Source organism: Mycobacterium sp. SM3041, from assembly GCF_039668335.1.
Taxonomy (GTDB): domain Bacteria; phylum Actinomycetota; class Actinomycetes; order Mycobacteriales; family Mycobacteriaceae; genus Mycobacterium.
In genome coordinates this window covers 316,092-339,393 of sequence record NZ_JAYXBQ010000044.1, presented here as the reverse complement: position 1 = coordinate 339,393, position 23,302 = coordinate 316,092, and the positions used below count along the sequence as shown (strand labels likewise).

Annotated in this window: 24 protein-coding genes; 6 read left to right on the top strand and 18 right to left on the bottom strand. The window is 68.2% G+C overall.

Going from position 1 to position 23,302, the window contains the following annotated elements; all coding sequences use genetic code 11:
- On the top strand, positions 1-369 hold the full coding sequence (locus tag VXD91_RS13835) for an ATPase (RefSeq protein WP_212811515.1): 369 nt from the start codon (positions 1-3) through the stop codon (positions 367-369).
- Positions 370-371: 2 nt separating this feature from the next.
- Here VXD91_RS13835 and VXD91_RS13830 read toward each other — a convergent pair whose 3' ends face one another.
- A complete protein-coding gene (locus VXD91_RS13830) occupies positions 372-785 on the bottom strand; it encodes a MarR family transcriptional regulator (RefSeq protein ID WP_237163006.1) in 414 nt (137 codons plus the stop codon).
- A 103-nt stretch (positions 786-888) separates the two neighbouring features.
- Between VXD91_RS13830 and VXD91_RS13825 the strand changes: the two genes are divergently transcribed.
- The 3 genes from VXD91_RS13825 (at position 889) to VXD91_RS13815 (ending at position 4,247) form a co-directional block, all read left to right on the top strand.
- Entirely contained in the window at positions 889-1,962 is a 1,074-nt protein-coding gene (locus VXD91_RS13825; protein WP_346415673.1) for a substrate-binding domain-containing protein, read from the top strand.
- Positions 1,963-2,147: 185 nt separating this feature from the next.
- Positions 2,148-3,185 carry an aliphatic amidase gene (locus VXD91_RS13820; RefSeq protein ID WP_346415672.1) on the top strand — a complete coding sequence of 346 codons (1,038 nt, stop codon included), beginning with the start codon at positions 2,148-2,150 and terminating at the stop codon, positions 3,183-3,185.
- A gap of 9 nt (positions 3,186-3,194) precedes the next feature.
- Positions 3,195-4,247 carry an AAA family ATPase gene (locus VXD91_RS13815; RefSeq protein WP_346415670.1) on the top strand — a complete coding sequence of 351 codons (1,053 nt, stop codon included), beginning with the start codon at positions 3,195-3,197 and terminating at the stop codon, positions 4,245-4,247.
- A gap of 5 nt (positions 4,248-4,252) precedes the next feature.
- On the opposite strand, the gene ppc is transcribed toward VXD91_RS13815, so the two are convergent.
- The 4 genes from ppc to secG all read right to left on the bottom strand — a co-directional run bounded on the left by ppc (position 4,253) and on the right by secG (position 8,474).
- Entirely contained in the window at positions 4,253-7,060 is a 2,808-nt protein-coding gene (gene ppc / locus VXD91_RS13810) for a phosphoenolpyruvate carboxylase (RefSeq protein ID WP_346415669.1), read from the bottom strand.
- 54 nt (positions 7,061-7,114) lie between these two features.
- Positions 7,115-7,456 (bottom strand): hypothetical protein, encoded by a 342-nt coding sequence (locus VXD91_RS13805; protein WP_346415668.1) that lies wholly within the window; start codon positions 7,454-7,456, stop codon positions 7,115-7,117.
- Complete coding sequence (locus tag VXD91_RS13800; RefSeq protein ID WP_346415699.1) at positions 7,453-8,058, bottom strand: MspA family porin; 606 nt, start codon at positions 8,056-8,058, stop codon at positions 7,453-7,455. The genes VXD91_RS13805 and VXD91_RS13800 overlap by 4 nt, the downstream gene beginning before the upstream one ends.
- Before the next feature lie 179 nt (positions 8,059-8,237).
- Positions 8,238-8,474, bottom strand: coding sequence for a preprotein translocase subunit SecG (secG, locus tag VXD91_RS13795; RefSeq protein WP_029105032.1), 237 nt, complete (start codon positions 8,472-8,474; stop codon positions 8,238-8,240).
- Between the two features lie 182 nt (positions 8,475-8,656).
- On the opposite strand from secG, the gene VXD91_RS13790 reads away from it, so the two are divergent.
- A complete protein-coding gene (locus VXD91_RS13790) occupies positions 8,657-8,974 on the top strand; it encodes a hypothetical protein (protein ID WP_318984556.1) in 318 nt (105 codons plus the stop codon).
- A gap of 30 nt (positions 8,975-9,004) precedes the next feature.
- Here VXD91_RS13790 and tpiA read toward each other — a convergent pair whose 3' ends face one another.
- From tpiA to VXD91_RS13740, 10 genes are all read right to left on the bottom strand, one after another.
- Complete coding sequence (gene tpiA / locus VXD91_RS13785) at positions 9,005-9,790, bottom strand: triose-phosphate isomerase (RefSeq protein ID WP_213020316.1); 786 nt, start codon at positions 9,788-9,790, stop codon at positions 9,005-9,007.
- A gap of 3 nt (positions 9,791-9,793) precedes the next feature.
- Positions 9,794-11,020 (bottom strand): phosphoglycerate kinase, encoded by a 1,227-nt coding sequence (locus tag VXD91_RS13780; RefSeq protein WP_318984555.1) that lies wholly within the window; start codon positions 11,018-11,020, stop codon positions 9,794-9,796.
- 23 nt (positions 11,021-11,043) lie between these two features.
- Positions 11,044-12,063: a type I glyceraldehyde-3-phosphate dehydrogenase gene (gene gap, locus VXD91_RS13775; protein ID WP_346415667.1), complete on the bottom strand. Its 1,020-nt coding sequence runs from the start codon at positions 12,061-12,063 to the stop codon at positions 11,044-11,046.
- A 102-nt stretch (positions 12,064-12,165) separates the two neighbouring features.
- Positions 12,166-13,143: a DNA-binding protein WhiA gene (gene whiA, locus VXD91_RS13770; protein WP_029105256.1), complete on the bottom strand. Its 978-nt coding sequence runs from the start codon at positions 13,141-13,143 to the stop codon at positions 12,166-12,168.
- Positions 13,140-14,213: a uridine diphosphate-N-acetylglucosamine-binding protein YvcK gene (yvcK, locus tag VXD91_RS13765; protein WP_135356418.1), complete on the bottom strand. Its 1,074-nt coding sequence runs from the start codon at positions 14,211-14,213 to the stop codon at positions 13,140-13,142. Before yvcK ends, whiA begins: the two co-directional genes overlap by 4 nt.
- Positions 14,210-15,088, bottom strand: coding sequence for an RNase adapter RapZ (rapZ, locus tag VXD91_RS13760; protein WP_135356433.1), 879 nt, complete (start codon positions 15,086-15,088; stop codon positions 14,210-14,212). The genes yvcK and rapZ overlap by 4 nt, the downstream gene beginning before the upstream one ends.
- A gap of 58 nt (positions 15,089-15,146) precedes the next feature.
- A complete protein-coding gene (gene uvrC, locus VXD91_RS13755) occupies positions 15,147-17,168 on the bottom strand; it encodes an excinuclease ABC subunit UvrC (protein WP_318984553.1) in 2,022 nt (673 codons plus the stop codon).
- 9 nt (positions 17,169-17,177) lie between these two features.
- Positions 17,178-18,491, bottom strand: a complete 1,314-nt coding sequence (gene murD, locus VXD91_RS13750; protein WP_138249157.1) for a UDP-N-acetylmuramoyl-L-alanine--D-glutamate ligase — start codon at positions 18,489-18,491, stop codon at positions 17,178-17,180.
- A complete protein-coding gene (locus VXD91_RS13745; protein WP_346415665.1) occupies positions 18,488-19,819 on the bottom strand; it encodes a hypothetical protein in 1,332 nt (443 codons plus the stop codon). Before VXD91_RS13745 ends, murD begins: the two co-directional genes overlap by 4 nt.
- Positions 19,816-20,559, bottom strand: coding sequence for a hypothetical protein (locus VXD91_RS13740; RefSeq protein ID WP_346415664.1), 744 nt, complete (start codon positions 20,557-20,559; stop codon positions 19,816-19,818). The genes VXD91_RS13745 and VXD91_RS13740 overlap by 4 nt, the downstream gene beginning before the upstream one ends.
- A 19-nt stretch (positions 20,560-20,578) precedes the next feature.
- Between VXD91_RS13740 and VXD91_RS13735 the strand changes: the two genes are divergently transcribed.
- A complete protein-coding gene (locus tag VXD91_RS13735) occupies positions 20,579-21,073 on the top strand; it encodes a GNAT family N-acetyltransferase (protein ID WP_346415662.1) in 495 nt (164 codons plus the stop codon).
- On the opposite strand, the gene VXD91_RS13730 is transcribed toward VXD91_RS13735, so the two are convergent.
- The 3 genes from VXD91_RS13730 to VXD91_RS13720 are packed head-to-tail and all read right to left on the bottom strand — an operon-like array spanning position 21,048 to position 23,250.
- Positions 21,048-21,524 (bottom strand): PH domain-containing protein, encoded by a 477-nt coding sequence (locus VXD91_RS13730; protein WP_346415661.1) that lies wholly within the window; start codon positions 21,522-21,524, stop codon positions 21,048-21,050. The two genes, VXD91_RS13735 and VXD91_RS13730, sit on opposite strands and share 26 nt — an antisense overlap.
- The gene (gene ribH / locus VXD91_RS13725) at positions 21,521-21,994 is read right to left on the bottom strand and encodes a 6,7-dimethyl-8-ribityllumazine synthase (RefSeq protein WP_346415660.1); all 474 of its coding nucleotides are present in this window, start codon (positions 21,992-21,994) and stop codon (positions 21,521-21,523) included. Before ribH ends, VXD91_RS13730 begins: the two co-directional genes overlap by 4 nt.
- Entirely contained in the window at positions 21,991-23,250 is a 1,260-nt protein-coding gene (locus VXD91_RS13720) for a bifunctional 3,4-dihydroxy-2-butanone-4-phosphate synthase/GTP cyclohydrolase II (RefSeq protein WP_029105258.1), read from the bottom strand. The genes ribH and VXD91_RS13720 overlap by 4 nt, the downstream gene beginning before the upstream one ends.
- Positions 23,251-23,302: the final 52 nt, after the last annotated feature.

Sequence of the window (23,302 nt, the reverse complement as noted above, 5' to 3'; positions counted from 1 at the left end):
ATGGTCGACAAAGGCGATGGCCGCGCGCGTCCGGTCGGCGGCCGCATCCGGACGCTCACGCAGGCGGCGCTCAACGCCGACGTCACGGTGTCCCAGGTCGACGCACTGCTGGTCGACATGGAAGGCACCCTGGCGACCCTCAGCACGCTGACCGGCGACCTCGACACCACGATGTCGCGGTTCAACGAGACCATCACTCAGATCGACGAACTCGCGCCGCGCATCTTCGGCGTCGTCGACCGCATGGAAGCGATCGTGACCCGCGTCGAGGCCATCGTCGGGGTCGCCGAGACGGTGCTGTCGCCCATCACGGTCACGGAGAACGTCCTGCGCGGCGTCCTGAAGTCGGTTCGCGACTGGGCCCCGTAGGACTACGGCGACGCGAGTCGATCAGACAGCTGCCGGCGATTGGACGCCGCCCATTGCGCTTCGACGGGCTCGATCCGGCTACGCAAACTGTCGTGCAGCAGGGTGCCGCGTTCGCTGAGGAAGACCCGAACCTTACGGCGGTCGAATTGGTCGACCTCCCGGTATGCGAGTGCCTGGACGACCAGCCGGTCGACCACCCGGGTCAGGGTGGGTCCAGGGGTCGGCGTCAGCGCCTGCAGTTCTGCCATCGTGAGTCCGGCGGCGGCGGCCAGGGCGTCGAGTGCCAGCCAGTGGTCGACGCCGAGCCCGGTGTCCTGAAGTTCGGCATCCAGGCAGGCGGTCAGATTGCGGGCTGCGCGAAGCAGCGTGGCGGTGATCGACGTCGTCATGTCGTGCTGGGACACCGTGCTCGCCATGACCAACTCCTACGTGTTGCCCGCTGGGCCGGGTAGCGCAATACTTTCAATTGAAAATGATGATAGCCGGTCCGCGGACGGTGCGGCAAAGGACGTAATGGTCATGAACTCGCAGGCCACCAGCACTGTCGGCGAGGCATGGCGGGTGGCCATGGTGGTGCCCCTGCAGGGTCCGGGCGGCGTTTTCGGGCCGGCATGTGAAGCCGTCAGCGAGCTGGCGGCCCACGACCTCAACGTCGACGGCGGAGTCCTCGGCCGCGAAGTGCAGATCGAGGTGGTCGACGGCGGGGCCGACCCGCACCTGGTCGCCCGGCGCATCGATCAACTCATCACAACGGGCACGATCCACGCAGTCAGCGGATGGCACATCTCCTCCGTACGCAATGCGCTCGCTCCGGTGATCGCAGGCCGGGTGCCCTACGTGTACCCCGCCCTCTACGAAGGCGGCGAGCGTCGCCGCGACATCTATTGCTGCGGCGAGACTCCGGACCGCCAGATCGCGCCGGCGTTGCGCTGGTTGCGGGAGAACGCCGGGGTGCGGCGCTGGTTCATCGTCGGCGACGACTATGTGTGGCCGCGATCGTCGGTGGCCGCGGTCCGGGAGTATGCCCGCGATCTCGGTCTCGACCTCGTCGGGCACCGGTTCGTGGACCTGGGCCGCGCTGACATGTCGGAGGCCGTCAGGGCGGCCATGGCGTCGGAATGCGATGCGGTGTTGATGCTACTGGTGGGGCAGGACGCGGTCGAATTCAACCGCGCCTGCGCCGCCCTCGGTGCCGCCGACGCGTTCCTCCGGTTCAGCCCGTTGATGGACGAGAGCATGTTGCTGGGCAGCGGGGCGGACGGCACCCGAGGATTGTTCGTCGCCGCCTCCTTCTTTTCCTCGCTGGTGGGCGCCAACGCAATGGAGTTGACAGGCCGCTACCACGACCTGCACGGCCCCACCGCGCCACCGCTGAGCGGTATCGCCGAATCCTGTTACGAGGGACTGCAACTGCTGTCCCGGCTGATTCATCGCTCAGGGCAGTTGACCGACATCGCGACGAGCGATCGGGTCTCGTACGACGGTCCGAGGGGCACCGTGCACTACCGGGCGGACGCGACCGTGCAACCGGTGCACCTGGCCGTGGCCGACGGATACGACTTCGATGTGCTCACCACCCTGACCGCATTTTGACAGCCGGTGGTTTAGCCGGCTCGGGTTGACACCGTGCCAACGGGCATTTAATTTCAATTGAAGATATTTCATCTGAATCTTTTTTGAGGTGGCAACCGTGCCCGGCGTCGACGTGGTCCCGGCATCGCCACAGTTGTGTTCCGTCCGTATTCCGTTCGAGCCCTTACCTTTTGAGGAGAACCGCCATGCGCCATGGTGACATTTCGTCGAGCCCGGACACCGTCGGCGTAGCCGTCGTCAACTACAAGATGCCCCGGCTGCACACCAGGGAAGAAGTCCTCGACAACGCCCGCAAGATCGCGGACATGGTCGTGGGAATGAAGTCCGGGCTGCCGGGCATGGATCTCGTGGTGTTCCCCGAGTACTCGACTCAGGGCATCATGTACGACCCCGAGGAGATGTACGCCACCGCGGCTTCCATCCCCGGCGACGAAACCGACATCTTCGCCGCGGCGTGCCGGAAGGCCAAGACGTGGGGCGTCTTCTCCATCACCGGTGAGCGCCACGAAGACCATCCGAACAAGCCGCCGTACAACACCCTCGTCCTCATCGACGACACCGGTGAGATCGTGCAGAAGTACCGAAAGATCCTGCCCTGGTGTCCCATCGAGGGCTGGTACCCCGGAGACACCACCTATGTTTCCCGGGGGCCGAAGGGCATGAAGATCTCGCTGATCATCTGCGACGACGGCAACTACCCGGAAATCTGGCGGGACTGCGCCATGAAGGGTGCCGAGCTGATCGTGCGCTGCCAGGGCTACATGTATCCCGCCAAGGAGCAGCAGGTGCTCATGGCCAAGGCGATGGCGTGGGCGAACAACACCTACGTCGCCGTGGCCAACGCGGCCGGCTTCGACGGGGTGTACTCCTACTTCGGGCACTCGGCCATCGTCGGGTTCGACGGCCGCACCCTGGGCGAGACCGGCGAGGAAGAGTACGGAATCCAGTACGCGCAGCTGTCGCTGTCGGCGATTCGAGACGCCCGCCAGAACGACCAGTCGCAGAACCACCTGTTCAAACTGCTGCACCGCGGCTACTCCGGCGTGCACGCGGCCGGTGACGGCGACAGGGGTGTCGCCGATTGCCCGTTCGAGTTCTACAAGCTGTGGGTGACCGACGCGCAGAAGGCTCAGGAAGTCGTCGAATCGATCACCCGGGACACCGTCGGTGTGGCGGAGTGCCGCGTGGGAAACCTGCCCGTCGAGCGGACCGTCGAGGCGTAAGAGAGCGACGTGCCCTACCTCACCGACATGTTTCACGATCAGAACGCGACGCCGCAGCGCACCAACGACGTCGCCGTGAAATCGGTCGCCGGGTTCGATCCCGATGCCTTCGCCGACCGACTCGGGCAGCGGATACTCGGTCAACCGGAGGCCGTCAGCGCCGTCGCCCGGGCATTGTCGATCGCACATGCCGGTATCGCAGATCCCGGTCGCCCGCTGGCCAGCGTGCTGCTGGTCGGGCCGACCGGGATCGGCAAGACCGAACTGGTCCGCCAGGTCGCCGCCGAGATCCGCACCGGGCCCGACGACCTCTGCCGAATCGACATGGCCGCCCTGGCCCAGGAGCACTACGCCGCGTCGTTCTCCGGGGCACCACCGGGATACGCCGGAAGCAAGGAATCCTTCACCCTGTTCGACAAGAACAAGATCGAAGGCGATCCGTACACACCCGGCATCGTGCTCTTCGACGAGGTCGAGAAAGCGGATCCCACGGTGATCCGTGCGCTGCTGCACGTGCTCGACAGCGGCCAGCTGAGGCTCGCGAACGGGCGCGAACGCATCAGCTTCCGCAACAGTTACGTCTTCATGACGTCCAACCTGGGCTCCAAGGCCGTCGCCACGGCCCAGCGCGCACACCGCTGGTCGTCCCGGTGGCGCCGCCATCCGGCGACCCACATGCACGGTCTGGTGACCGCCGCGGTCGAGGAGTTCTTCGACCCGGAGTTCTTCAACCGGATCGACGAAACCGTCGTCATGGAACCCTTCAGCACCTCGACGGCCCGGCAGGTCACCGCGCGCGAAGTGGAGTTGTTCACCGCGCGGCTGGCCCGCGAATCTGTCGAACTCCGTGTCGACGAAACCGTGGTGCAGTTCTTGCAAGACTGTGGGTTCGACCCGATCTACGGTGCCCGTGGGTTGCGCCGAACCATCCGATCCCATCTCATCGCACCGGCCGCCGAGTGTGTACTCCGCGGCCGCACCACACCGACCGCGCGCATCGTGATCGAGGCGAAGATGATCGACGGATCCGTCGCGGTGACACTGGCCGACCGCGCAGCCTGAGTCGGCTACCCGCTGTTGCGCAGCGCGGTGGCCAACCCACTCATGGTCAAGAGGATGCCGCGCTGCACGAGTTCGGCGTCGTCGCCCGAGCGGTAGCGGCGCAGCAGCTCGACCTGGAGGTGGTTGAGCGGCTCCAGGTACGGGAACCGGTTGAACACCGACCGCGCGAGGGCCGGGTTGTCCGCGAGCAGGTCGTCGTGGCCGGTGATCAGGGCGTGCATCCGGATGGTGCGCTCATGTTCGGCGGCGATCTTGTCGAACACCCGGTGGCGCAGGGCCTCGTCGTCCACGAGCTCCGAATACCGCGCTGCCAGACCGAGATCCGACTTGGCGAGTACCTGCGCCATGTTGGACAGCACGGTCCGGAAGAACGGCCACTTCGCGTACAGGTCCTGCAGCACCTCGAGGCCGCCGTCGGTGTTGTCGATGAACTCCTCGAACGCGGTCCCCGTGCCATACCAGCCGGGCAGCATGACGCGCGACTGGCTCCAGGCCAGCACCCACGGGATGGCCCGCAGATCGGCGATCGAGGTGGTCGGCTTGCGGGACGTCGGGCGACTGCCGATGTTGAGCGCACCGATCTCGCTGACGGGAGTCGAGGCCTTGAAGTACTCGACGAATCCCGGTGTCTCGTGCACCAATTCGCTGTAGGCCCGTTGCGCGCGGGCGGCAAGGTCGTCGAGCACGTCGTAGGCGGGTGCCGCGGCGTCGCCGAGCCCTTCGACGTCGAGCAGCGTCGACTCCAGCGTCGCCGCGAGCAGGGTCTCCAGATTGCGGTGTGCGGCATGCGGTTCGGCGTACTTGGCGGCGATCACCTCACCCTGCTCGGTGATGCGCAGCGAGCCCCGGACCGCACCGGGCGGCTGGGCGAGGATCGCGTCGTAGCTCGGGCCGCCACCGCGGCCGACGGTGCCGCCGCGGCCATGGAACAGGCGTAGCCGGATTCCGGTCTTGCGGGCCGATTCCACGAGATCGAGCTCGGCGCGATAGAGCGCCCAGTTGGCGGCCAGGTAACCGCCGTCCTTGTTGGAGTCGGAGTAGCCGAGCATGACCTCCTGATGGTCGCCCCGGGCGGTGACGATCGATCGATACAGCGGAATGGCAAGGGCCGCTTCCAGAATCGCTGATCCGCGTTGCAGGTCGTCGATGGTCTCGAACAGCGGCACGATGCCGACCGGGCTGTACGGCTCGGGCCCCGCCGCATCGAGCAGGCCGGCCTCTTTGAGCAGTACCCCAGCCTCGAGGAGATCGGATACCGACTGACACATCGAGATGATGTAGTTGGGGACGGCCTCGGGCCCGAAGACCTCGACGGCCCGGGCCGCCGCCGCGACGATGTCCAGTTCCTTGCGCGCCAGTTCGGACAGTTGGGCGTCGCGCCCCACCAACGGCCGGCGCGTGGACAGCTCCGCCACCAGGACGGCGACCCGCTCATCCTCCGGCAGCGACGCGTAGTCAGGGTGCACACCGGCCCAGGCCAGCAGCTCGGCCACCACCTGCTCGTGCACTTCGGAGTTCTGCCGCAGGTCCAGGCCACACAGGTGGAAACCGAAGACGCGCACGGACTCTCGCAACCGGGCCAGCCGGTCGTCGGCCAGCACGCTGGTGCCGCCGGCGCGCAACGACGCGTCGATGACGTCGAGATCGGCCAGCAGCTCGGCCGGCGTGGTGTACGGCGGCAGGCCGAGGTCCAGCTCGTGCTCGGGCTGCCGGTCGAGGATTTCGGCGGCCGTGGCCGTCAGGCGCCCGCGGAGCACGTGCAGCGCCTGGCGGTACGGTTCGTCGGCGTGGGCCGGTTCGGGATGCTGGTCGGCCAGAGCCTGCAGCGCATCGGTGACCCGGACGAGCCGCGCCGACATCGACAATTCATGTTCCAGCGCAAGGAGTTCGGCGAAGTAGCGGTCGAACGCGGTGAAGGCCGCACTGCCGGTGGCCAGGCGCACCACGTCTGCGGTGACGTTGGGGTTGCCGTCGCGGTCACCGCCGATCCACGAACCGGGCCGCAGGATCGGTGTCGCCAGCAGCGGCTCACCCGGCCAGCGGGCCTGCAGCGCGCCGCGTACCTCCGCGTTGACGCGTGGGATGACATCGAAGAACGCGGCCGGGTAGTAACGCAGCCCGGTGGCGATCTCGTCTTGAATCTTCAACCGCGACAAGCGGATCAGCGCGGTCTGCCACAGCGTGAGAATGTGGCGGCGCAGCTCGGTCTCGATGTCGCGGCCGTCACGCGTCACGTTGTGCCCGTGCAACCGCAGCCGCATCAGGTCGGTGATCCGGTTCTGGGTGTCGAAGATGGTGCGCCGGCGGGTTTCGGTGGGGTGGGCGGTGATCACCGGCGAGACCAGCGCACCGCGCAGCGCATCGGCGACCTCCGCCGCGTCCAATCCCCCGGCCTCGTCCAGCTTGCGGTACGTCGCGGCCAGGCTGCTGTCCTGCGGCGGCTCGCCCGCTGCCACGTGCAGAGCGCGCCGCCGTTCCCGGTGGATGTCCTCGGCGACGTTGGCCAGCAGCGCGAAATGGGTGAATGCCCTGATCACCGGGATCGCCTGATGAATGTCGATGCCGGAGAACAGCGCTGCGAGCTCCGCCCTGTCGATCTCGGAACGACGCACCCGGAACGATTCGACGCGCGCCCGTTCCACCAGATCGAAGACGGCTTCACCGTTCTGCTCGCGCACCGTGTCACCGAGAATGGCGCCGAGCAGGCGGATGTCTTCGCGCATCGGTTCGGTGGCCTCGCGGCCCAGTTCGGTGCGCTGAACCGATCCGATCGGCAGCAGTGTGGTGTCGGGAGCGTTGGGAACCTCGGCCATCACTTCAGTATCGACGCCACGCGCCGTTGGCGCAGAGCACGGCGACCGACCCGGTCACGGGGCACCGACGGGGACGATCGGCGTCGACGACGTGGTGGGTGTGGCCGGGGCGCTCGTACGCGGCGTCGTGGCCGATGGTTTCTGCCCGTCGGGCAACACAATTGGGTGCGAATCGCTGCCGTCGCCGTCCCCGCCTGAGTTGTCTGCATCCACATTCGGTGGCCAGTCCACCGATGTCGGCGGCCAGGCCTTCGCCGACGAGCTCCCGCCACCCGGTGGCGCGCAGCCCGATCCGGCGCCGAAGTCTCCCGCGCCGGTGCAGTCGGCCCGAGCGACCGGTGCCAGAACCAAGAACCAGGCCGATGCCGCGACGCCGACCATTCGTACGACGCTCATAGCTGCAGGATGTCCCCGTAGGCGTTCACGCTGTCGTCGTTCTTGTCGGTATCGATGGTCACCGTCGAGAAGAACCGGATCGCCACCGCCCCGCCGCAGGCGTCGACCTTGACGTGGGCGTCGTGCACGGTGATGCCGCCGGAGCGGCCCTTGAGCGTTTTCTTGCCCAGCACCACATTGGTGATCGTGCCCGGCAGCAGGTTCACCGAGACGTTGCCTTCCAGATCGGCATAGGGGCCGATGGCATTCAGCACGTTTCCGCTGAAGCCGGGGTTGATGCCGATGTCGGCGTCGCCGCCGACGCTGGCACCCTCGCTGAGGTCGACCTGGCAGCCGAGCTGCAGACCCACGACCAACGTCCCGGTGTTGACCGCCGACGAGCCGCTGCCATCGATGGTGGCCTCGGCCCGGCCGGTGACGAAACCTTCTCGCGTGAAAGCCGTCGCGGCCATGTTGGGCACCGAGTTGACGGTCATCTGGGTGAGCGAAACCCCCAGGCGCCAACCGTCTTCGGTGTTGACGGCCTGGCGGACGTCGGCCACCGGGAGCGGATCGGCGCCGGCCACACCAGGGGCCGCACCACCGGCCACGCAGAGCAGCACCAGCGCGCCGGAGCCGATACGAAGAACATGCACCACGAGGCGAGATTAAGGGCCGGCGCTATGCGCGCCCTGTCATCGGGATAAGCGCCGGCACAGCACCAGCTGGACGATTCCTGTCAGTAGCTGGGCAAACAGAACCGGCCACGCCCGAGGGGCGTGGCCGGTTCGGAAGTCTGAGGTCAGGCGCCGTACTTGATCTGCAGCGCGATGCCGATGATCGACACCAGCCAGATGCCGGTGATGAAGTAGGTCAGCCGGTCGAGGTTCTTCTCGACCACCGTGGAGCCGGACAGGCTGGACTGCACACCGCCACCGAACAGCGTCGACAGACCGCCACCCTTGGCCCGGTGGAGCAGCACCAGCAACACAACCAACACGCTGGTGATGATCAAAGTGATCTGCAGGGCCAAAATCATGAGCCACAGCTTACCGGGTGGAGTGCCGTGGTCCGGCCACGGTCCGCCGTCGCGTCGCAGCCCGTGCCACAGCCGGTTTGCCAGATTCGCTCAGGAAGTTCGCAGTTCCCGTCCACAACGCCCGGCATCGGCGCACCATGGACTGGTCAACCACTGCTCATCGGGCCTGATTGGAGGCCACCGTGAAAGCGCTCAAGATCGCTTCTGCCGCTTTGCTGTCTGCCGCATTCGCGCTGACGACGCCGGCAATATCGCTCGCCGCTCCCAGCGACGACACCTGGGATATCGAGGCGTACGACAACTGCATGAAGAAGACCGTCCGGAATGCCGATCTGTGCTGCATCGAGTCCGGCGGCATCCCCGGCATGGATCCGGAGACCGGGTGCCACGCGCCACCGGCCAAGGCGGCGGACGCCCCGTTGACCACCACGAGCAGACCACTGCCCGGAGGGATCAACAGGGGCAACCTGCCCACGATGGTGCTGGAGCCCGCGAACTAGCCCGTCAGGGTAGGGGTCTAATTCGCCGTTTCACGGCAGCGGCCCGCCGGCGGCGATCGCCGACAGCGTCGCGAACTGCTCACCGTCGAGTGATGCGCCGCCGACCAGCGCACCGTCGATGTCGGGCTTCGCCACGAGCTCGCCGACGTTCTTGGCATTGACCGAGCCGCCGTAGAGCACGCGTACGGTCGCGGCGATCTCGGGTGACGCCAGCTCGCCCAGGGTCGAGCGGATCGCGGCGCACACCTCCTGCGCGTCGCCGGCACTGGCCACGCGGCCGGTGCCGATGGCCCAGACGGGCTCGTACGCGATGACGACGCGGCTGATCTCGTCCGCGGACAGCCCCGCCAGCGAGCCCGTCAGCTGGCCGGTGCAGTGCTCGACGTGGTTGCCGGCCTCGCGGATGTCGAGTCCCTCGCCGATGCACACGATCGGCGTCAGGCCGTGCTTGAGCGCGGCCTTGGCCTTGGCGGCGACCAGGGCATCGTCCTCGTGGTGGTAGGTCCGGCGCTCGGAATGCCCGACGACGACGAACGTGCAGCCCAACTTGGCCAGGAACGCGCCGCTGATCTCACCGGTGTAGGCGCCGGAGTCGTGCTGGGACACGTCCTGGGCGCCGTAGGTGAGCAGCAGCTTGTCGCCGTCGACCAGGGTCTGCACGCTGCGCAGGTCCGTGAACGGCGGCAGGACGGTGACGTCGACCTTGGCGAAGTACTTGTCGGGCAAGGCGAATGCGATCTTCTGCACCAGGGCGATGGCCTCGAAGTGGTTGAGGTTCATCTTCCAGTTGCCGGCGATGAGCGGCTTACGCGCCATGGTTTACGACCCCAGCACTTCGATGCCCGGGAGGGTCTTGCCCTCGAGGTACTCCAGCGACGCACCGCCGCCGGTCGAGATGTGGGAGAAGCCGTCTTCGGCGAGTTCGAGCTGGCGCACCGCGGCAGCCGAGTCGCCGCCACCGACGACGCTGAACGCGCCCTTGGACGTGGCGGTGATGATGGCCTCGGCGACGCCCCTGGTGCCGTCGGCGAAGGCCGGGAACTCGAAGACGCCCATCGGCCCGTTCCAGAACACGGTCTTGGCGTTGGACAACAGCGCGGTGAAGCGCTTGACCGACTCGGGGCCGATGTCCAGGCCCATCTTGCCGTCCGGGATGCGGTCGGAGGCCACGGTCTCCGGCGCGGCGTCGGCGGCGAACTTGTCGGCCACCACGATGTCGACGGGGAGGTGGATGACGTCGGCGTAGGTGTCCAGCAGTCGCTTACAGGTGTCGATCATCTCCTCCTGCAGCAGCGAGGTACCGACCGAAAGGCCTTGCGCGGCAAGGAAGGTGAAGCACATGCCGCCGCCGATGATGAGGCTGTCGGCCTTGGTGGCGAGGTTCTCGATGACGGCGAGCTTGTCGGACACCTTGGAGCCGCCGAGCACGACGGCGTAGGGCCGCTCGGTCGAGCTGGTCAGCTGCTCGAGCACCTTCACCTCGGCGTCCACCAGCGTGCCGGCGTAGTGCGGCAGGATGTTCGCGACGTCGTACACCGAGGCCTGCTTACGGTGCACCACACCGAAGCCGTCGGAGACGAACGCGCCGGGCGAGCCGTCGGGACCCTCGACCAGAGCCGCCAGCTCACGGGCCAGGGCCGCGCGCTCGGCGTCGTCCTTGCTGGTCTCGCGCGGGTCGAAGCGGATGTTCTCCAGCAGCAGCACGTCGCCGTCGGTCAGACCCTCGGCGCGCGCCAGCGCGTCGGTGCCGACGACGTCACCGGCCAGCTGGACGTGCCGGCCCAGCTTCTCTCCGAGCGCGGCGGCCACCGGCGCGAGCGAGAACTTGGGGTCCGGTCCGCCCTTGGGCCGGCCCAGGTGCGCGGTGATGACGACCTTGGCGCCGGCGTCGGCCAGCGCGGCCAGCGTCGGGACCGAGGCGATGATCCGGCCGGGATCGGTGATGTTGCCGTTCTCGTCGAGCGGGACGTTCAGGTCGGAGCGGACCAGGACGCCCCGCCCCTCTACGCCTTCGGCCAACAGCTCATCGAGGGTCTTGATGCTCATACCTGTCTTTCTCTCACGTGCGTCTACAGCGACTTGCCGACCAGTGCGGCGAGATCTCCGATGCGGTTGGAGTAGCCCCATTCGTTGTCATACCAGGACACGACCTTGGCTTGGTTGTCGATGACCTTGGTCAGTCCCGCATCGAACAGCGAACTGTGCGGGTCGGTGACGATATCGGACGACACGATCGGCGCGTCGTAGTACTTCAAAATCCCCTGCAGCGGACCCTCGGCCGCCGCCTGCATCGCCGCGTTGATGTCCGCCGCACTCGCTGATTTACCCAGCTCAGCGGTCAGATCGGTCACCGACCCCGTGGGCACCGGCACCCGCAACGCATACCCGTCCAACTTGCCCTTGAGCTCGGGCAGCACCAACCCGATGGCCTTGGCCGCCCCCGTCGAGGTGGGCACGATGTTGATCGCCGCCGCCCGCGCCCGCCGCAAATCCTTGTGCGGCCCGTCCTGCAGATTCTGATCCTGCGTATAGGCGTGGATCGTGGTCATCAATCCGCGCACGATCCCGAACTCATCGTTCAACACCTTGGCGATCGGGCCCAGACAATTCGTCGTGCACGACGCATTCGAGATGATGTTCTGACTACCGTCGTACTTGTCATCGTTGACACCCATCACGATCGTGATGTCCTCACCGGTCGCCGGTGCGGAGATGATCACCTTCTTGGCACCGGCCTCCAGGTGGCCGCGGGCCTTGGCGGCGTCGGTGAAAATGCCGGTGGACTCGACCACGATGTCCACGCCCAGATCGCCCCACGGCAGCGCCGCCGGACCGTCCTTGATCGCCAGCGCCTTGATCTTGGTGTCCCCGACGATCAGGGTGTCCCCGTCCGCGCGCACCTCATAGGGCAACCGGCCCAGGATCGAATCGAACTTCAACAGATGCGCCAACGCATCCGTGGAAGTCAAGTCGTTGACCGCGACGATCTCCAGATCGGCGTTCTTCCCCGCTGCCTTTTGCGCATCCAGGGCCCGGAAGAAGTTACGCCCGATACGCCCGAAACCGTTGACGCCGATCCGAATAGTCACTGCTGTGCTCCCTCGCCGGTAATCCTGGACAGGTCATGCGGTGAATCCTCAGCCAGCCTAGTGCTGTGACGAACTCCACGCCGGACTCCGACGCGCGGACAGCTAGGCGTCGTCGAGCAGGTCGGGGGTAACGGCGGACTCGGTGTCCGGGATGCCCTCCAGCTTGGCCTTGCGGTCGGCCATCGACAGCAGGCGCCGAATCCGGCCTGCCACAGCATCTTTCGTCATCGGCGGGTCGGCCAACCGGCCCAGTTCCTCGAGCGACGCCTGCCGGTGTTCGACGCGCAACCGGCCCGCGGCCGACAGGTGGTCGGGCACGGTGTCCCCGAGGATGTCGAGCGCCCGTTCGACCCGCGCCGCGGCCGCGACGGCCGCCCGTGCGGACCGGCGCAGGTTCGCGTCGTCGAAGTTGGCCAGCCGGTTGGCGGTGGCACGCACCTCGCGGCGCATCCGCCGCTCTTCCCAATTGAGCCGGGTGTCCTGGGCGCCCATGCGGGTCAGCAACGCGCCGATCGCCTCGCCGTCGCGCACCACCACGCGGTCGCTGCCGCGGACCTCGCGCGCCTTGGCACTGACCCCGAGCCGGCGGGCCGCACCGACGAGCGCCAGCGCCGCCTCCGGTCCGGGGCAACTGACTTCGAGCGCCGACGACCGCCCGGGCTCGGTCAGCGAACCGTGCGCCAGGAACGCACCGCGCCACGCCGCCTCGGCGTCGCCGACGCTGCCACCGACCACCTGGGCCGGCAGGCCACGCACGGGTCGGCCACGCAGATCGAGCAGCCCGGTCTGCCGCGCCAGCGCCTCACCGTCCTGCGCGACGCGCACCACATACCGGGTGCTCTTGCGGATGCCGCTGGCCGACAGCACGTGTACGACGGCGTTGTAGCCGTACAGGTCGTAGATGTCCTTGCGCAGCCGCCGGGCGATGCTGCCCAGGTCGACCTCGGCCTCGACGACGACGCGTCCGGCCACGATGTGCAGGCCGCCGGCGAACCGCAGCAGCGACGCCACCTCGGCCCGGCGTGCGGTCACCGAGTTGACGACCAGCCGGCTCAGCTCGTCCTTCACTTCCGAAGTCATCGCCACGAATCGTCACCTCTTGGTCCTTCAGGGGCCGGCTGCTGACGGAGTAATCCGTCGGCCGACCGAGCGGCGGGAGTAGATGGCTCGTATGCGGGCCGGGCCGGTGCGCTGCCACCACGACGCACCCGCTCCAGCGCAGCCGCAAGCCGTGCCGGGTCATGTAAAGGTGTACCAGGTCGGGATACGTCAGCAAACTCGACCTGAGCCTCGAGAAACGACGCCGCCCGGCGCAGTTGGTCGCGTTCCCGTTCGCTGGGGACGCTCGCGGCGTCGACGATGATGTCGTGGACCGTCAGGCCCGGGGCGTGCTGCGAGAGCACGTGCACATGACGCTCCGCGGAGAACCCGGCGGTCTCCCCCGGCTCGGCGGCGAGGTTGAGCACCAGGGCCCGGCGTGCCTCGGTCGCCTGCAGCGCGGCCAGCAGCTGGGGCACCAGCACATGCGGGATGACACTGCTGAACCAGGAACCCGGACCGAGCACCACGAGGTCTGCCGACATGATGGCGTCGACGGCCTGCCGGGTCGCCGGCGGATCGCCCGGCAGCAGCCGGACCCGGCGCACCTTGCCCGGTGTGGTGGCGACTGCGACCTGACCGCGGATCACGCGGCTCATCCGCGGATCGGCCTCGAGCCCCGACACGTCGGCCTCGATCTGCAATGCGATGGGGCACATCGGCAGCACGCGGCCCTTGACCCCGAGGATCCGGCCCAGCTCGTCGAGCGCGGCGACCGGGTCGGCCAGCACCTCGTTGAGGCCGGCGAGCAGGAGATTGCCGATCGGGTGACCGGCCAGCGCGCCGCTGCCGTTGAACCGGTGCTGGATGATGGTGGCCCACAGCTGCCCGTGTGGACTGTCGGATGCCAAGGCCGCCAACGCCATTCGCAGATCACCCGGGGGCACGATGTCCAGTTCGGAGCGCAGCCGGCCCGAGGAACCGCCGTCATCGGCGACGGTGACGACAGCGGTGACATGCGGCGTCAGCCGGCGCGCCGCGGACAGCGTCGCGTACAAGCCGTGCCCGCCGCCGAGCGCCACGATGCGTGCGGGAGCCCGATCTTCCGTCATTCGCGCCCCAGATCCCGGTGCAGCACGCGCACGGTCAGGTGGTCACCGCCACGCAGCCGGCCCGCCAGCGCTTCGGCGATCGCGACACTGCGATGCTTGCCGCCGGTGCAGCCGATGGCCACGGTCATGTAGCGCTTCCCCTCCCTGCGATAGCCGTCGATCACAACCCCCAGCAGCCGATGGTAGGTGTCCAGGAACTCGGCGGCGCCCTCTTGTCCCAGCACGTAGTCCCGAACCGCCGGATGCTGCCCGGTATGGGGCCGCAACTCGTCGACCCAATGCGGATTCGGCAGGAACCGGACATCCATCACGGTGTCGGCGTCCATCGGCAGACCATATTTATAGCCGAAACTCTCGACGGTCACGCTCGTGCCGGCGACAGCCTCCCCGCTGAAGGCGCGCTCGATGCTGGCGCGCAACGCCGGCACCGGCAGCGTCGACGTGTCGATGATCAGATCGGCCGTGGCGCGCACCGACTCCAGCAATCTCCGTTCGGCGGCAATGCCTTCCGCGAGCGTCTGGTTGCCCTGCAGCGGGTGACTGCGCCGGTTCTGCTCGTAGCGGCGCACCAGGATGTCGTCGGAGGCCTCCAGGAACAGCACCCGGGGGAAGACGCTGCGGGTCGCCAGTTCCCGGCGCACGAAATCCAGGTCGCCCGTGAAGCCGCGCGAACGGACGTCCATCACCACGGCCAGCTTGGTGATGCGCGAGCCGGCGGCCAGACCCAGCTCGACCATCCGGGTGATCAACTCCGGGGGCAGATTGTCGGCGACGTACCAGCCGAGATCTTCGAGCACCTTGGCGGCGGTGCCGCGGCCGGCACCGGACAGACCCGTGACCAGAACCACGTCGATCTCGCCGGCAGCACCGTCCATCTGATCGTCCGTCACGACTTCGTCCGTCCCCCGTTGCTCATCCGCTGGTGCTGCGCGCTCACTGCTCTGTCCGATCATTGCCGATAACCGTCGGCGCCGCCCCCGGTTCCGGCGGGGAATCGGGCCCCGGGGAATCCGAGCGCAGCGCATCCACGACCGCCTGCGCCGTCGCCGCCCCGATGCCCGGCACCGCCGTCAGCTCCTCGACGCCGGCCTCCTTCAACCGTGCCACCGAACCGAAGTGGGTGACCAACGCCTTGCGCCGGTGCTCACCGAGACCCGGGATCGCGTCGAGCACCGACGCCGTCATCCGCTTCGACCGTTTGCTGCGGTGATAGGTGATGGCGAACCGGTGGGCCTCGTCGCGCACCCGCTGCAACAGATACAGGCCCTCGCTGTTGCGCGGCATGATCAGCGGGTCCGGCTGCTCGGGGACCCACACCTCTTCCAGGCGCTTGGCCAGTCCGATGACCGCCACGTCGGTGACGCCCAGTTCGTCGAGCACCGCGGCCGCCGCGTTCACCTGGGGTGCGCCGCCGTCGACCACGAACAGGTTGGGCGGATAGGCGAAACGCTTTGGCCGCACCGGGGTTTCGGTGGCATCGGTCACGTCGGCGTTCTCCAGCACCTGGGTATCGGCGACGTGGCGCGCGAAGCGCCGGCGGGTGACCTCGGCGATGGACGCGACGTCGTCGGACCGGCCGCCGCCGGCGGCCTCCCGGATGGCGTAGTGCCGGTAGTCGGACTTGCGCGGCAACCCGTCCTCGAACACCACCAGCGAGGCCACCACGTCGGTGCCCTGCACGTGGCTGATGTCGACGCACTCGATGCGCAGCGGCGCGTCGTCCAACTCCAGCGAGTCCTGAATGCTCTGCAGTGCTTCCGATCTGGCGTTGAAGTCGCCGGCCCGCTTGAGCTTGTGCTGCGCCAGCGCGTCCTGCGCGTTGCGCTGCACGGTGTCGGCCAGGGCGCGCTTGTCGCCACGCTGCGCGACGCGCAACTGCACCCGCGACCCCCGCAGGCCCGACAACCAGTCGGCCAGTTCGCCGGCGTTGTCCGGAAGTACCGGCACCAGAACCTCTTTCGGTACCGGGTTGGTGGCCTCGTCGGTCGGTCCGGCGCCGCGCAGTTCGGCCTGATCGCCGTAGAACTGCGTGAGGAACTGGCTCACCAGATAGTCCTCGCCGGACTCCCCCGGCTCGCCCGACTTCTCGATGACCCAGCCGCGCTGACCGCGCACCCGGCCGCCCCGGACGTGGAACACCTGCACGGCGGCTTCCAGGTCGTCGTCGGCGAAGGCCACCACGTCGGCGTCGGTGCCGTCACCGAGCACGACGGCCTGCTTCTCGAGTGCCCGCTTGAGCGCCGAGATGTTGTCGCGCAGCCGCGCGGCGCGCTCGAACTCCAATTCCTCGGCGGCCTCGGTCATCTGCTGTTCCATGTCCCGCGCCAGCCGGTCGGTCTTGCCGGCCAGGAAGTCGCAGAAGTCCTCGACGATCTTGCGGTGCTCGGCGGCGGTCACCCCGCCGACGCACGGCGCCGAGCACTTGTCGATGTAGCCCAACAGGCAGGGCCGCCCGATCTGGTTGTGCCGCTTGAACACTCCGTTCGAACAGGTGCGCGCCGGGAACACCCGCGTGAGCAGATCCAGCGTCTCGCGGATGGCCCAGGCGTGCGAGTACGGACCGAAGTACCGGACGCCCTTGCGGCGCGGACCGCGGTAGACGAACAGCCGCGGGTACTCCTCATTGAGGGTCACCGCCAGCACGGGGTACGACTTGTCGTCGCGGTACCGGATGTTGAAGCGCGGATCGAATTCCTTGATCCAGTTGTATTCCAGCTGCAGCGCTTCGACTTCGGTCGTGACGACCGTCCACTCGACGCTGCCGGCCGTCGTCACCATCTGCCGGGTTCGCGGCGCGAGTGCCGACAGGTCGGCGAAATACGAGTTCAGCCGGCTGCGCAGGCTCTTGGCCTTGCCGACATAGATGACCCGACCGTGCGGATCCCGGAACCGGTACACCCCCGGTTCCAACGGGATGGTTCCCGGCGCAGGCCGGTACGTCGATGGATCAGGCACTGTTACAGGTTAGTTCGACGGGCTGACAGCATCGATGAGCTCGCAGAACGCCGCGGCCTTGGCCACGTAGTTCGCGTACAGGTCATAGCTCGCGGCGCCCGGCGACAGCAGCACGGCCGTCACCCCCGGCACGGCGGCCGCGACCTGCACCGCCGCCTGCAGACTGTCCACCGGGTGCACGCACGCGGGCTGCGCCGCGGCGAAGCGGCGACCGATCGCGGTGCCGTTGGTCGGTCCCTGGATGAGGTGAACGTCACGTGCGCCCGAGAGCAGATAGTCGTCGATCTGGTCGTAGTCGAGCTGACGGTCCATGCCGCCGACGATGAGCGCCACCCGGTCGTCGGGCCGCATCGAGCGCAGCGCGGCGACGACGCTCTCCCCGGTGGTGGCCAGGGTGTCGTCGATCCAGCGCACTCCCCCGGTGCGGCGCACGACCTGCAGCCGGTGCGGCAGCGCCTCGAATGTCGTTACCGCGCCGAGGAATTCGTCCTCGGTGACCGGCCGGCCGAGCACCTCGGCGGCCGCGACGGCCGCCAGTGCGCCGTTGACGACGTTGTGTTCGTAGGCCATGACGTAATCCCCCTCGGGACGCGTCACGTCCGCCGCGTCGACGGTGCGCACCACCGGTGGCGGCGCGATACCCAGTCGCTCGAGAGCCGCCAGCACCTGCGGCGTGGTGATCAGCACCTCGCCGCCGTGGCTGAAGATGTTGGCCTTCGCGCCGTGGTAGGCGTCGATGTCGCCGTGCCAGTCCAGGTGGTCCTCGAAGAGGTTGGTGATCACCGAGATCCGCGGTGACGCAGTCACCAGCGCGCACTGCTGGCTGGACAGCTCGGCGACGACGACGGCGTCCGGCGCCGGCGCCAGGTCCGACAGCGGGGTGCCGATGTTTCCCGCCACCACGGCATCGGCGCCGAGCCGCCGCAGCAGGTGCGACAGGAACGACGCCGTCGTGCTCTTGCCCTTGGTCCCGGTGACGCCGACGGTCTGTGCCGCGTAGCGGTGCAGGTACCAGTCGGCGGCGCTCGACAAGGTGGCGCCTGCGGCGCGCAGCTCGGCGAAAAACGGCTGATGCCAGGGTATCCCGGGGCTGAGGAACACCACGTCACAGTCCGCCAGTCGGGTCAGGTGTTCGGCGCCGCGCCACAGGCTCAGGTTGGCGATGTCGGTCGGCGCGTCCAGGGTGCCGCGGCCGGCGTCGTCGACGGCGTCGATCCGCGCCGCGCCCTCGGCCGCCGCGGTCCGGGCCAGCGACTGGCCCTCCTTGCCGAAGCCCCAGATGCCGACGGCGACACCGGCGAGCTGCGGACGTTGTGACGTCACGGCCGGTCGTCCAGGGCGGCGCGGTAGCGCTCGGGTACGTACTGCACTGCCGGGCTGTCGTCGTGGTCGGCGGCGACGCGCTCCAGATCGGCTCGCGCACTGCGGAACTGCTCGACCAGCGGCAGGCCGGCCCAGGCCTCGTCGTCGAGGATGGTCAGCATCGACTCGGCGGCCTCGTAGTACTCACCGACGCACTCGAACGGCTTGTGCGCGCCGACCCCGAGGATGTCCTCGAACTCGGCCCGGCTGTCGGTGTCCTCGAACAGGTTCCGCCCGAAGATCGCCTCGACCTCGTCGCGGCCCAGCCGCGGCGCCATCAGCACGAAGACGAACTGACACTTCGGGCAATGCCCGCACCACGTGGCGCCGCGGCGGCCGGCATCCAGCGCGAACGGCCGGTTACAGCTGATGAACGCGCGGAAATACTGGGGGCTGGCCGCGAACCGGTCGGCGATCTGCGACTCCGACAGACCCCGCAGCAGCGAGAAGTACCGGTCCGGGTTCAGCCCGTACGCGGCGAGGGTGTCGCGCAACAGCGTCTCGTAGGTGACGCTCTTGGACCACTGGTGGTTGATGTCCTGGCCCATCCACTCGACGTTGCCGACGTTGGACGACCGCTCGTTGGACAGCACCACCGGCCCCAGGCCGTTGGCGTCGGCCACGATCAAGCCGATGATGCTGTTGATCGCCGTCACCGGGATGTGCCCGTTGTACGCGCCCGCGGCGTTGACGTCGATGAGGGTGCGGTCGATGGTCCGCATCACGCGCACGTGCGGCAGCCCGCTGATCTCGACGCACCGGTCGATCGGATCGAACCTGTTGACGTTGAACAACACCGGCCGCAGCGGGGCGAGGGCCTCGATGGTCACCACCGAGTCCTTGCCGCCGCCGACCGGCACCAGCGGCGGCGCGTCGGCGTTCCAGGTATCCGGCTGCTGTTCGCCGATCTCGGCGCGGTCGCCGGTGAGCTCCGGGCTCAACGCGCCCGGCAGATTGTTGCGGTAGGCGTACTCGCCGAGCCCGCCCGCGAGCACCTGACGCAGGTACTCCCGCTCGAAATCGTAAGTCGGGAAAGCGATCTCGATCTGCGGCGGCGCGGCCGCCTTGTAATAACTCAGCGCGCAGGTCAGCGTCAGCAGCCGCAGCAGCCGGTCGTCGGGCCGGCCACCGCCCAGCGTGGCGCCGAAATCGACGGTCTCGGCGAAGCTGACGTCGTCGGCCGCATCGGCCCCGCACATGGTGTAGCGCCCGTGGAACACGCCGTCCTCGATGTCGTAGCCGTCGATGCGGAACGACTTGTAGGACTGTGGGACAAAAGGTTTGGTCACAGCTGCTCCAGGAACGGCGGATAGGAGGAATCAACTCCGGCGGCATGGTCGCCGAGTTGTGCGACGGGGTGCGTGCGGTACTGCGGTGAGATCCACCAGGCGCGCAGCACCTGGCCGGCGGGCACGGCGGCGCGCCGCACGACGGGTCGCACCACACCGCAGGCCTGCAATTGCTCGAGGATCGAGACGGGTTCGGTGTTCTCGACACCCACCAGTGCGGCGCCGATGTCGAGGACCAGCGCGCCGGCCACGGCGGGCGTCACGTCAGAGCCGGGCCCGATACCGTCCACGCAGCCCTGGTCGGCCAACCGGCGCAGCAACAGGTCCACCGTGCCCAGACTGGTGGTCCGGGCCGCCATCCGCAGCCACTGCGCGTCGGTCGCCGCCGGTGGGGTCCAGTCACTGTCGCGCCGGCCGATCCGGACCGGCTCGGGTTCGTACAGCCGCGAGGGTGTGCCCGTCACCGCGCACCGGCCACCGTCGGTGATCGTGACGGTCACGGCCACCAGCTGCCCCTCGAACCGCGCCACAGCGGCACCAAGATCGGCCGGGGACGGCATGATCAGCCCGAAATAGTCCGCGGGTTCGGCGAGGTGGTGCCACAGCCACGCGGTGTCGACGGTCCGGCCCTGGCAGATCGGCACGGTCACCGTCGGGTACGCACCAAGGCGGCCGACCAGTTCGGCGGGTGCGATCGCCACGACGTCCGGCGGCGGCGAAGGCATGCGAAAATCGGTCACTATCAGCAAATTCTATCCCATGGGAGGGAGCACCCAGGTGGGGGTGATCCGGCTCACCGAAGCCGACTGGCGGGTGTTCGCGGCGCTGCGGCTACGCGCGCTGGCCGATTCCGCGGGGACCGACGACGCCGAATACCGCACCGAGATGAGCTTCACCGGGACGCAGTGGCGCCGGCGGCTGCGGGCACACGCCCAGTTCGCCGTGGCTCAGGAGGACCAGCTGGTGGGCCTGATCGCGGCGCATCGGTCCAGTCCGAGCTCGGTGTACCTCTACTCGCTGTGGACCGATCCGGTCGCCCGCGGCCACGGGGTGGCGCGCACGCTGCTGACCGCCGCCATCGACTGGGGCCGCGGCCTCGGCGCGCAGATCGTGACGCTGCGGGTACATCGCGACAACACCGCCGCGCTCGGGGTCTACCGCGCCTTCGGGTTCGTCGCCACCGCCGACCCGGCCGAGGGTTCCCAAAGCTCCGGCCCGGCAGACGAACTCACGATGTCTTTGACGCTGAGCTGAGATCCGGGCGGTATTTCGCGACCAGCTCCCGCAGGCGGTCCATCGCGTCGACGGCCCGGGCCTTGTCGACGGTCTGGATGGCCATGATCGGGACGTACTCATCGTCGGGCAGATCAACCCGGGCCCAGCGCGCGCCCAGAGGGAACGACACCCCGACGATGTCCGACCAGGCAATGGTCTTGTCGCTCAAGACGTTACGGACGACGATGCCGGCCGGTCCGACCCGCAGCCGGGACCGCGTCGGCAGCAGCACCGCACCGGCCAGGATGATGCCGAGCAGCGCCATCGACACCTGGTCTGCGGTCTGGAAGATCACCCCGGTGGCACCGATTTTCAGCAGCGCACCGACCGTGACGTGCACGGCGATGATGACGGCGGCCGCGGCGTAGGCGACGTACTTCACGCGCTGCGGCCGGACCTCGAGGTCCCAGCTGCCGGTTCCCTTCGTCATCGACGCAGGTCGCGCAGCGTGATCGCGGTGGCAAGCGCGGCCGAGGCGGCCTGTTCGCCCTTGTCCTCCGCCGAGCCCGGCAAGCCGGCGCGGTCGATGGCCTGCTCCTCGGTGTTGACCGTCAGCACGCCGTTGGCGACCGGTGTCGACTCGTCGAGCGACACCCGCGTCAAACCCTGCGTGACGGCGTCACATACATAGTCGAAATGCGGCGTGCCACCCCGGATCACCACACCGAGCGCGATCACGGCATCGTGGTTCTTGGCCAATTCCTGTGCCACGACCGGGATTTCGATGGCACCGAGCACGCGGACCACGGTCGGTTCGGCGATACCCGATGCGGTGGCCACCCGGCGGGCGCCGTCGAGCAGCGCGTCACAGATGGTGGTGTGCCAGGTGCTGGCGACGATGGCCAGCTTGATTCCGGACGCGTCGAGCGCCGGCATGTCCGGAACACCGACACCGCTCATTTGCCTTCTCCGTCTGTTGCGTCACCGGCGAAATCGTCGAGGCCGATGAGGTCGTGGCCCATCCGGTCCCGCTTGGTCATCAGGTACCGGATGTTGTCGGCGTTGGGGCCGATGGGCAGCGGCACACGCTCGATGATGTGCAGGCCGTAGCCGTCCAGGCCGACGCGCTTGGCCGGGTTGTTGGTCAGCAGCCGCATGGAGCGGATACCGAGGTCGACCAGGATCTGCGCGCCGATGCCGTAGTCGCGGGCATCGGCGGGCAGGCCGAGCTCTAGGTTGGCGTCGACGGTGTCGGCACCGGCGTCCTGCAGCTGGTAGGCCTGCAGCTTGTGCAGCAGCCCGATGCCGCGGCCTTCATGTCCGCGCATGTACAGCACCACGCCGCGGCCCTCGTTGGCCACCATTTCCATGGCAGCGTCGAGCTGGGGGCCGCAATCGCAGCGCCGCGAGCCGAACACGTCACCGGTGAGGCACTCGGAGTGCACCCGCACCAGCACGTCGTCACCGTTCTCCGGCGAGACGTCGCCGCGCACCAGGGCCACGTGCTCGACGTCCTCGTACATGCTGGTGTAGCCGACGGCCCGGAACTCACCGTGCCGGGTCGGAATCCGGGCTTCGGCGACGCGCTCGATGTGCTTCTCGTGCTTGCGGCGCCACTCGATCAGATCGGCGATCGAGATAAGCGCCAGGTCGTGGTCATCGGCGAAGACACGCAGCTCGTCGGTCTGGGCCATGGAGCCCTCGTCCTTCTGGCTGACGATCTCGCAGATCGCGCCGGCGGGCTGCAGTCCGGCCAGCCGGGCCAGGTCGACAGCGGCCTCGGTGTGACCGGGACGGCGCAGCACGCCACCGTCCTTGGCGCGCAACGGAACTACGTGTCCGGGCTTGGTGAAATCGTCCGCGACGGCATCCGGGTCAGCCAGGGCCTGCATGGTCTTGGCCCGGTCGGAAGCCGAAATACCGGTTCCCACACCCTTTTTCGCATCGACCGTGACGGTGTACGCGGTGCCGTGCTTGTCCTGGTTCACCGCGTACATCGGCAGCAGGCCCAGCTTGTCGCAGATCGCGCCGTCGAGCGGCACACACAGGTAGCCGGAGGTGTAGCGGACCATGAAGGCCACCAGTTCCGGCGTCGCCTTCTCCGCGGCGAAGATCAGATCGCCCTCGTTCTCGCGATCTTCGTCGTCAATGACGACGACAGCCTTGCCCGCCGCGATATCGGCAATCGCCCGCTCGACGGAATCAAGCCTCGTCATCTCCACCACCCTTGCCGTGGCCACATCAGGGCCATGTTGATCACCTACCAGT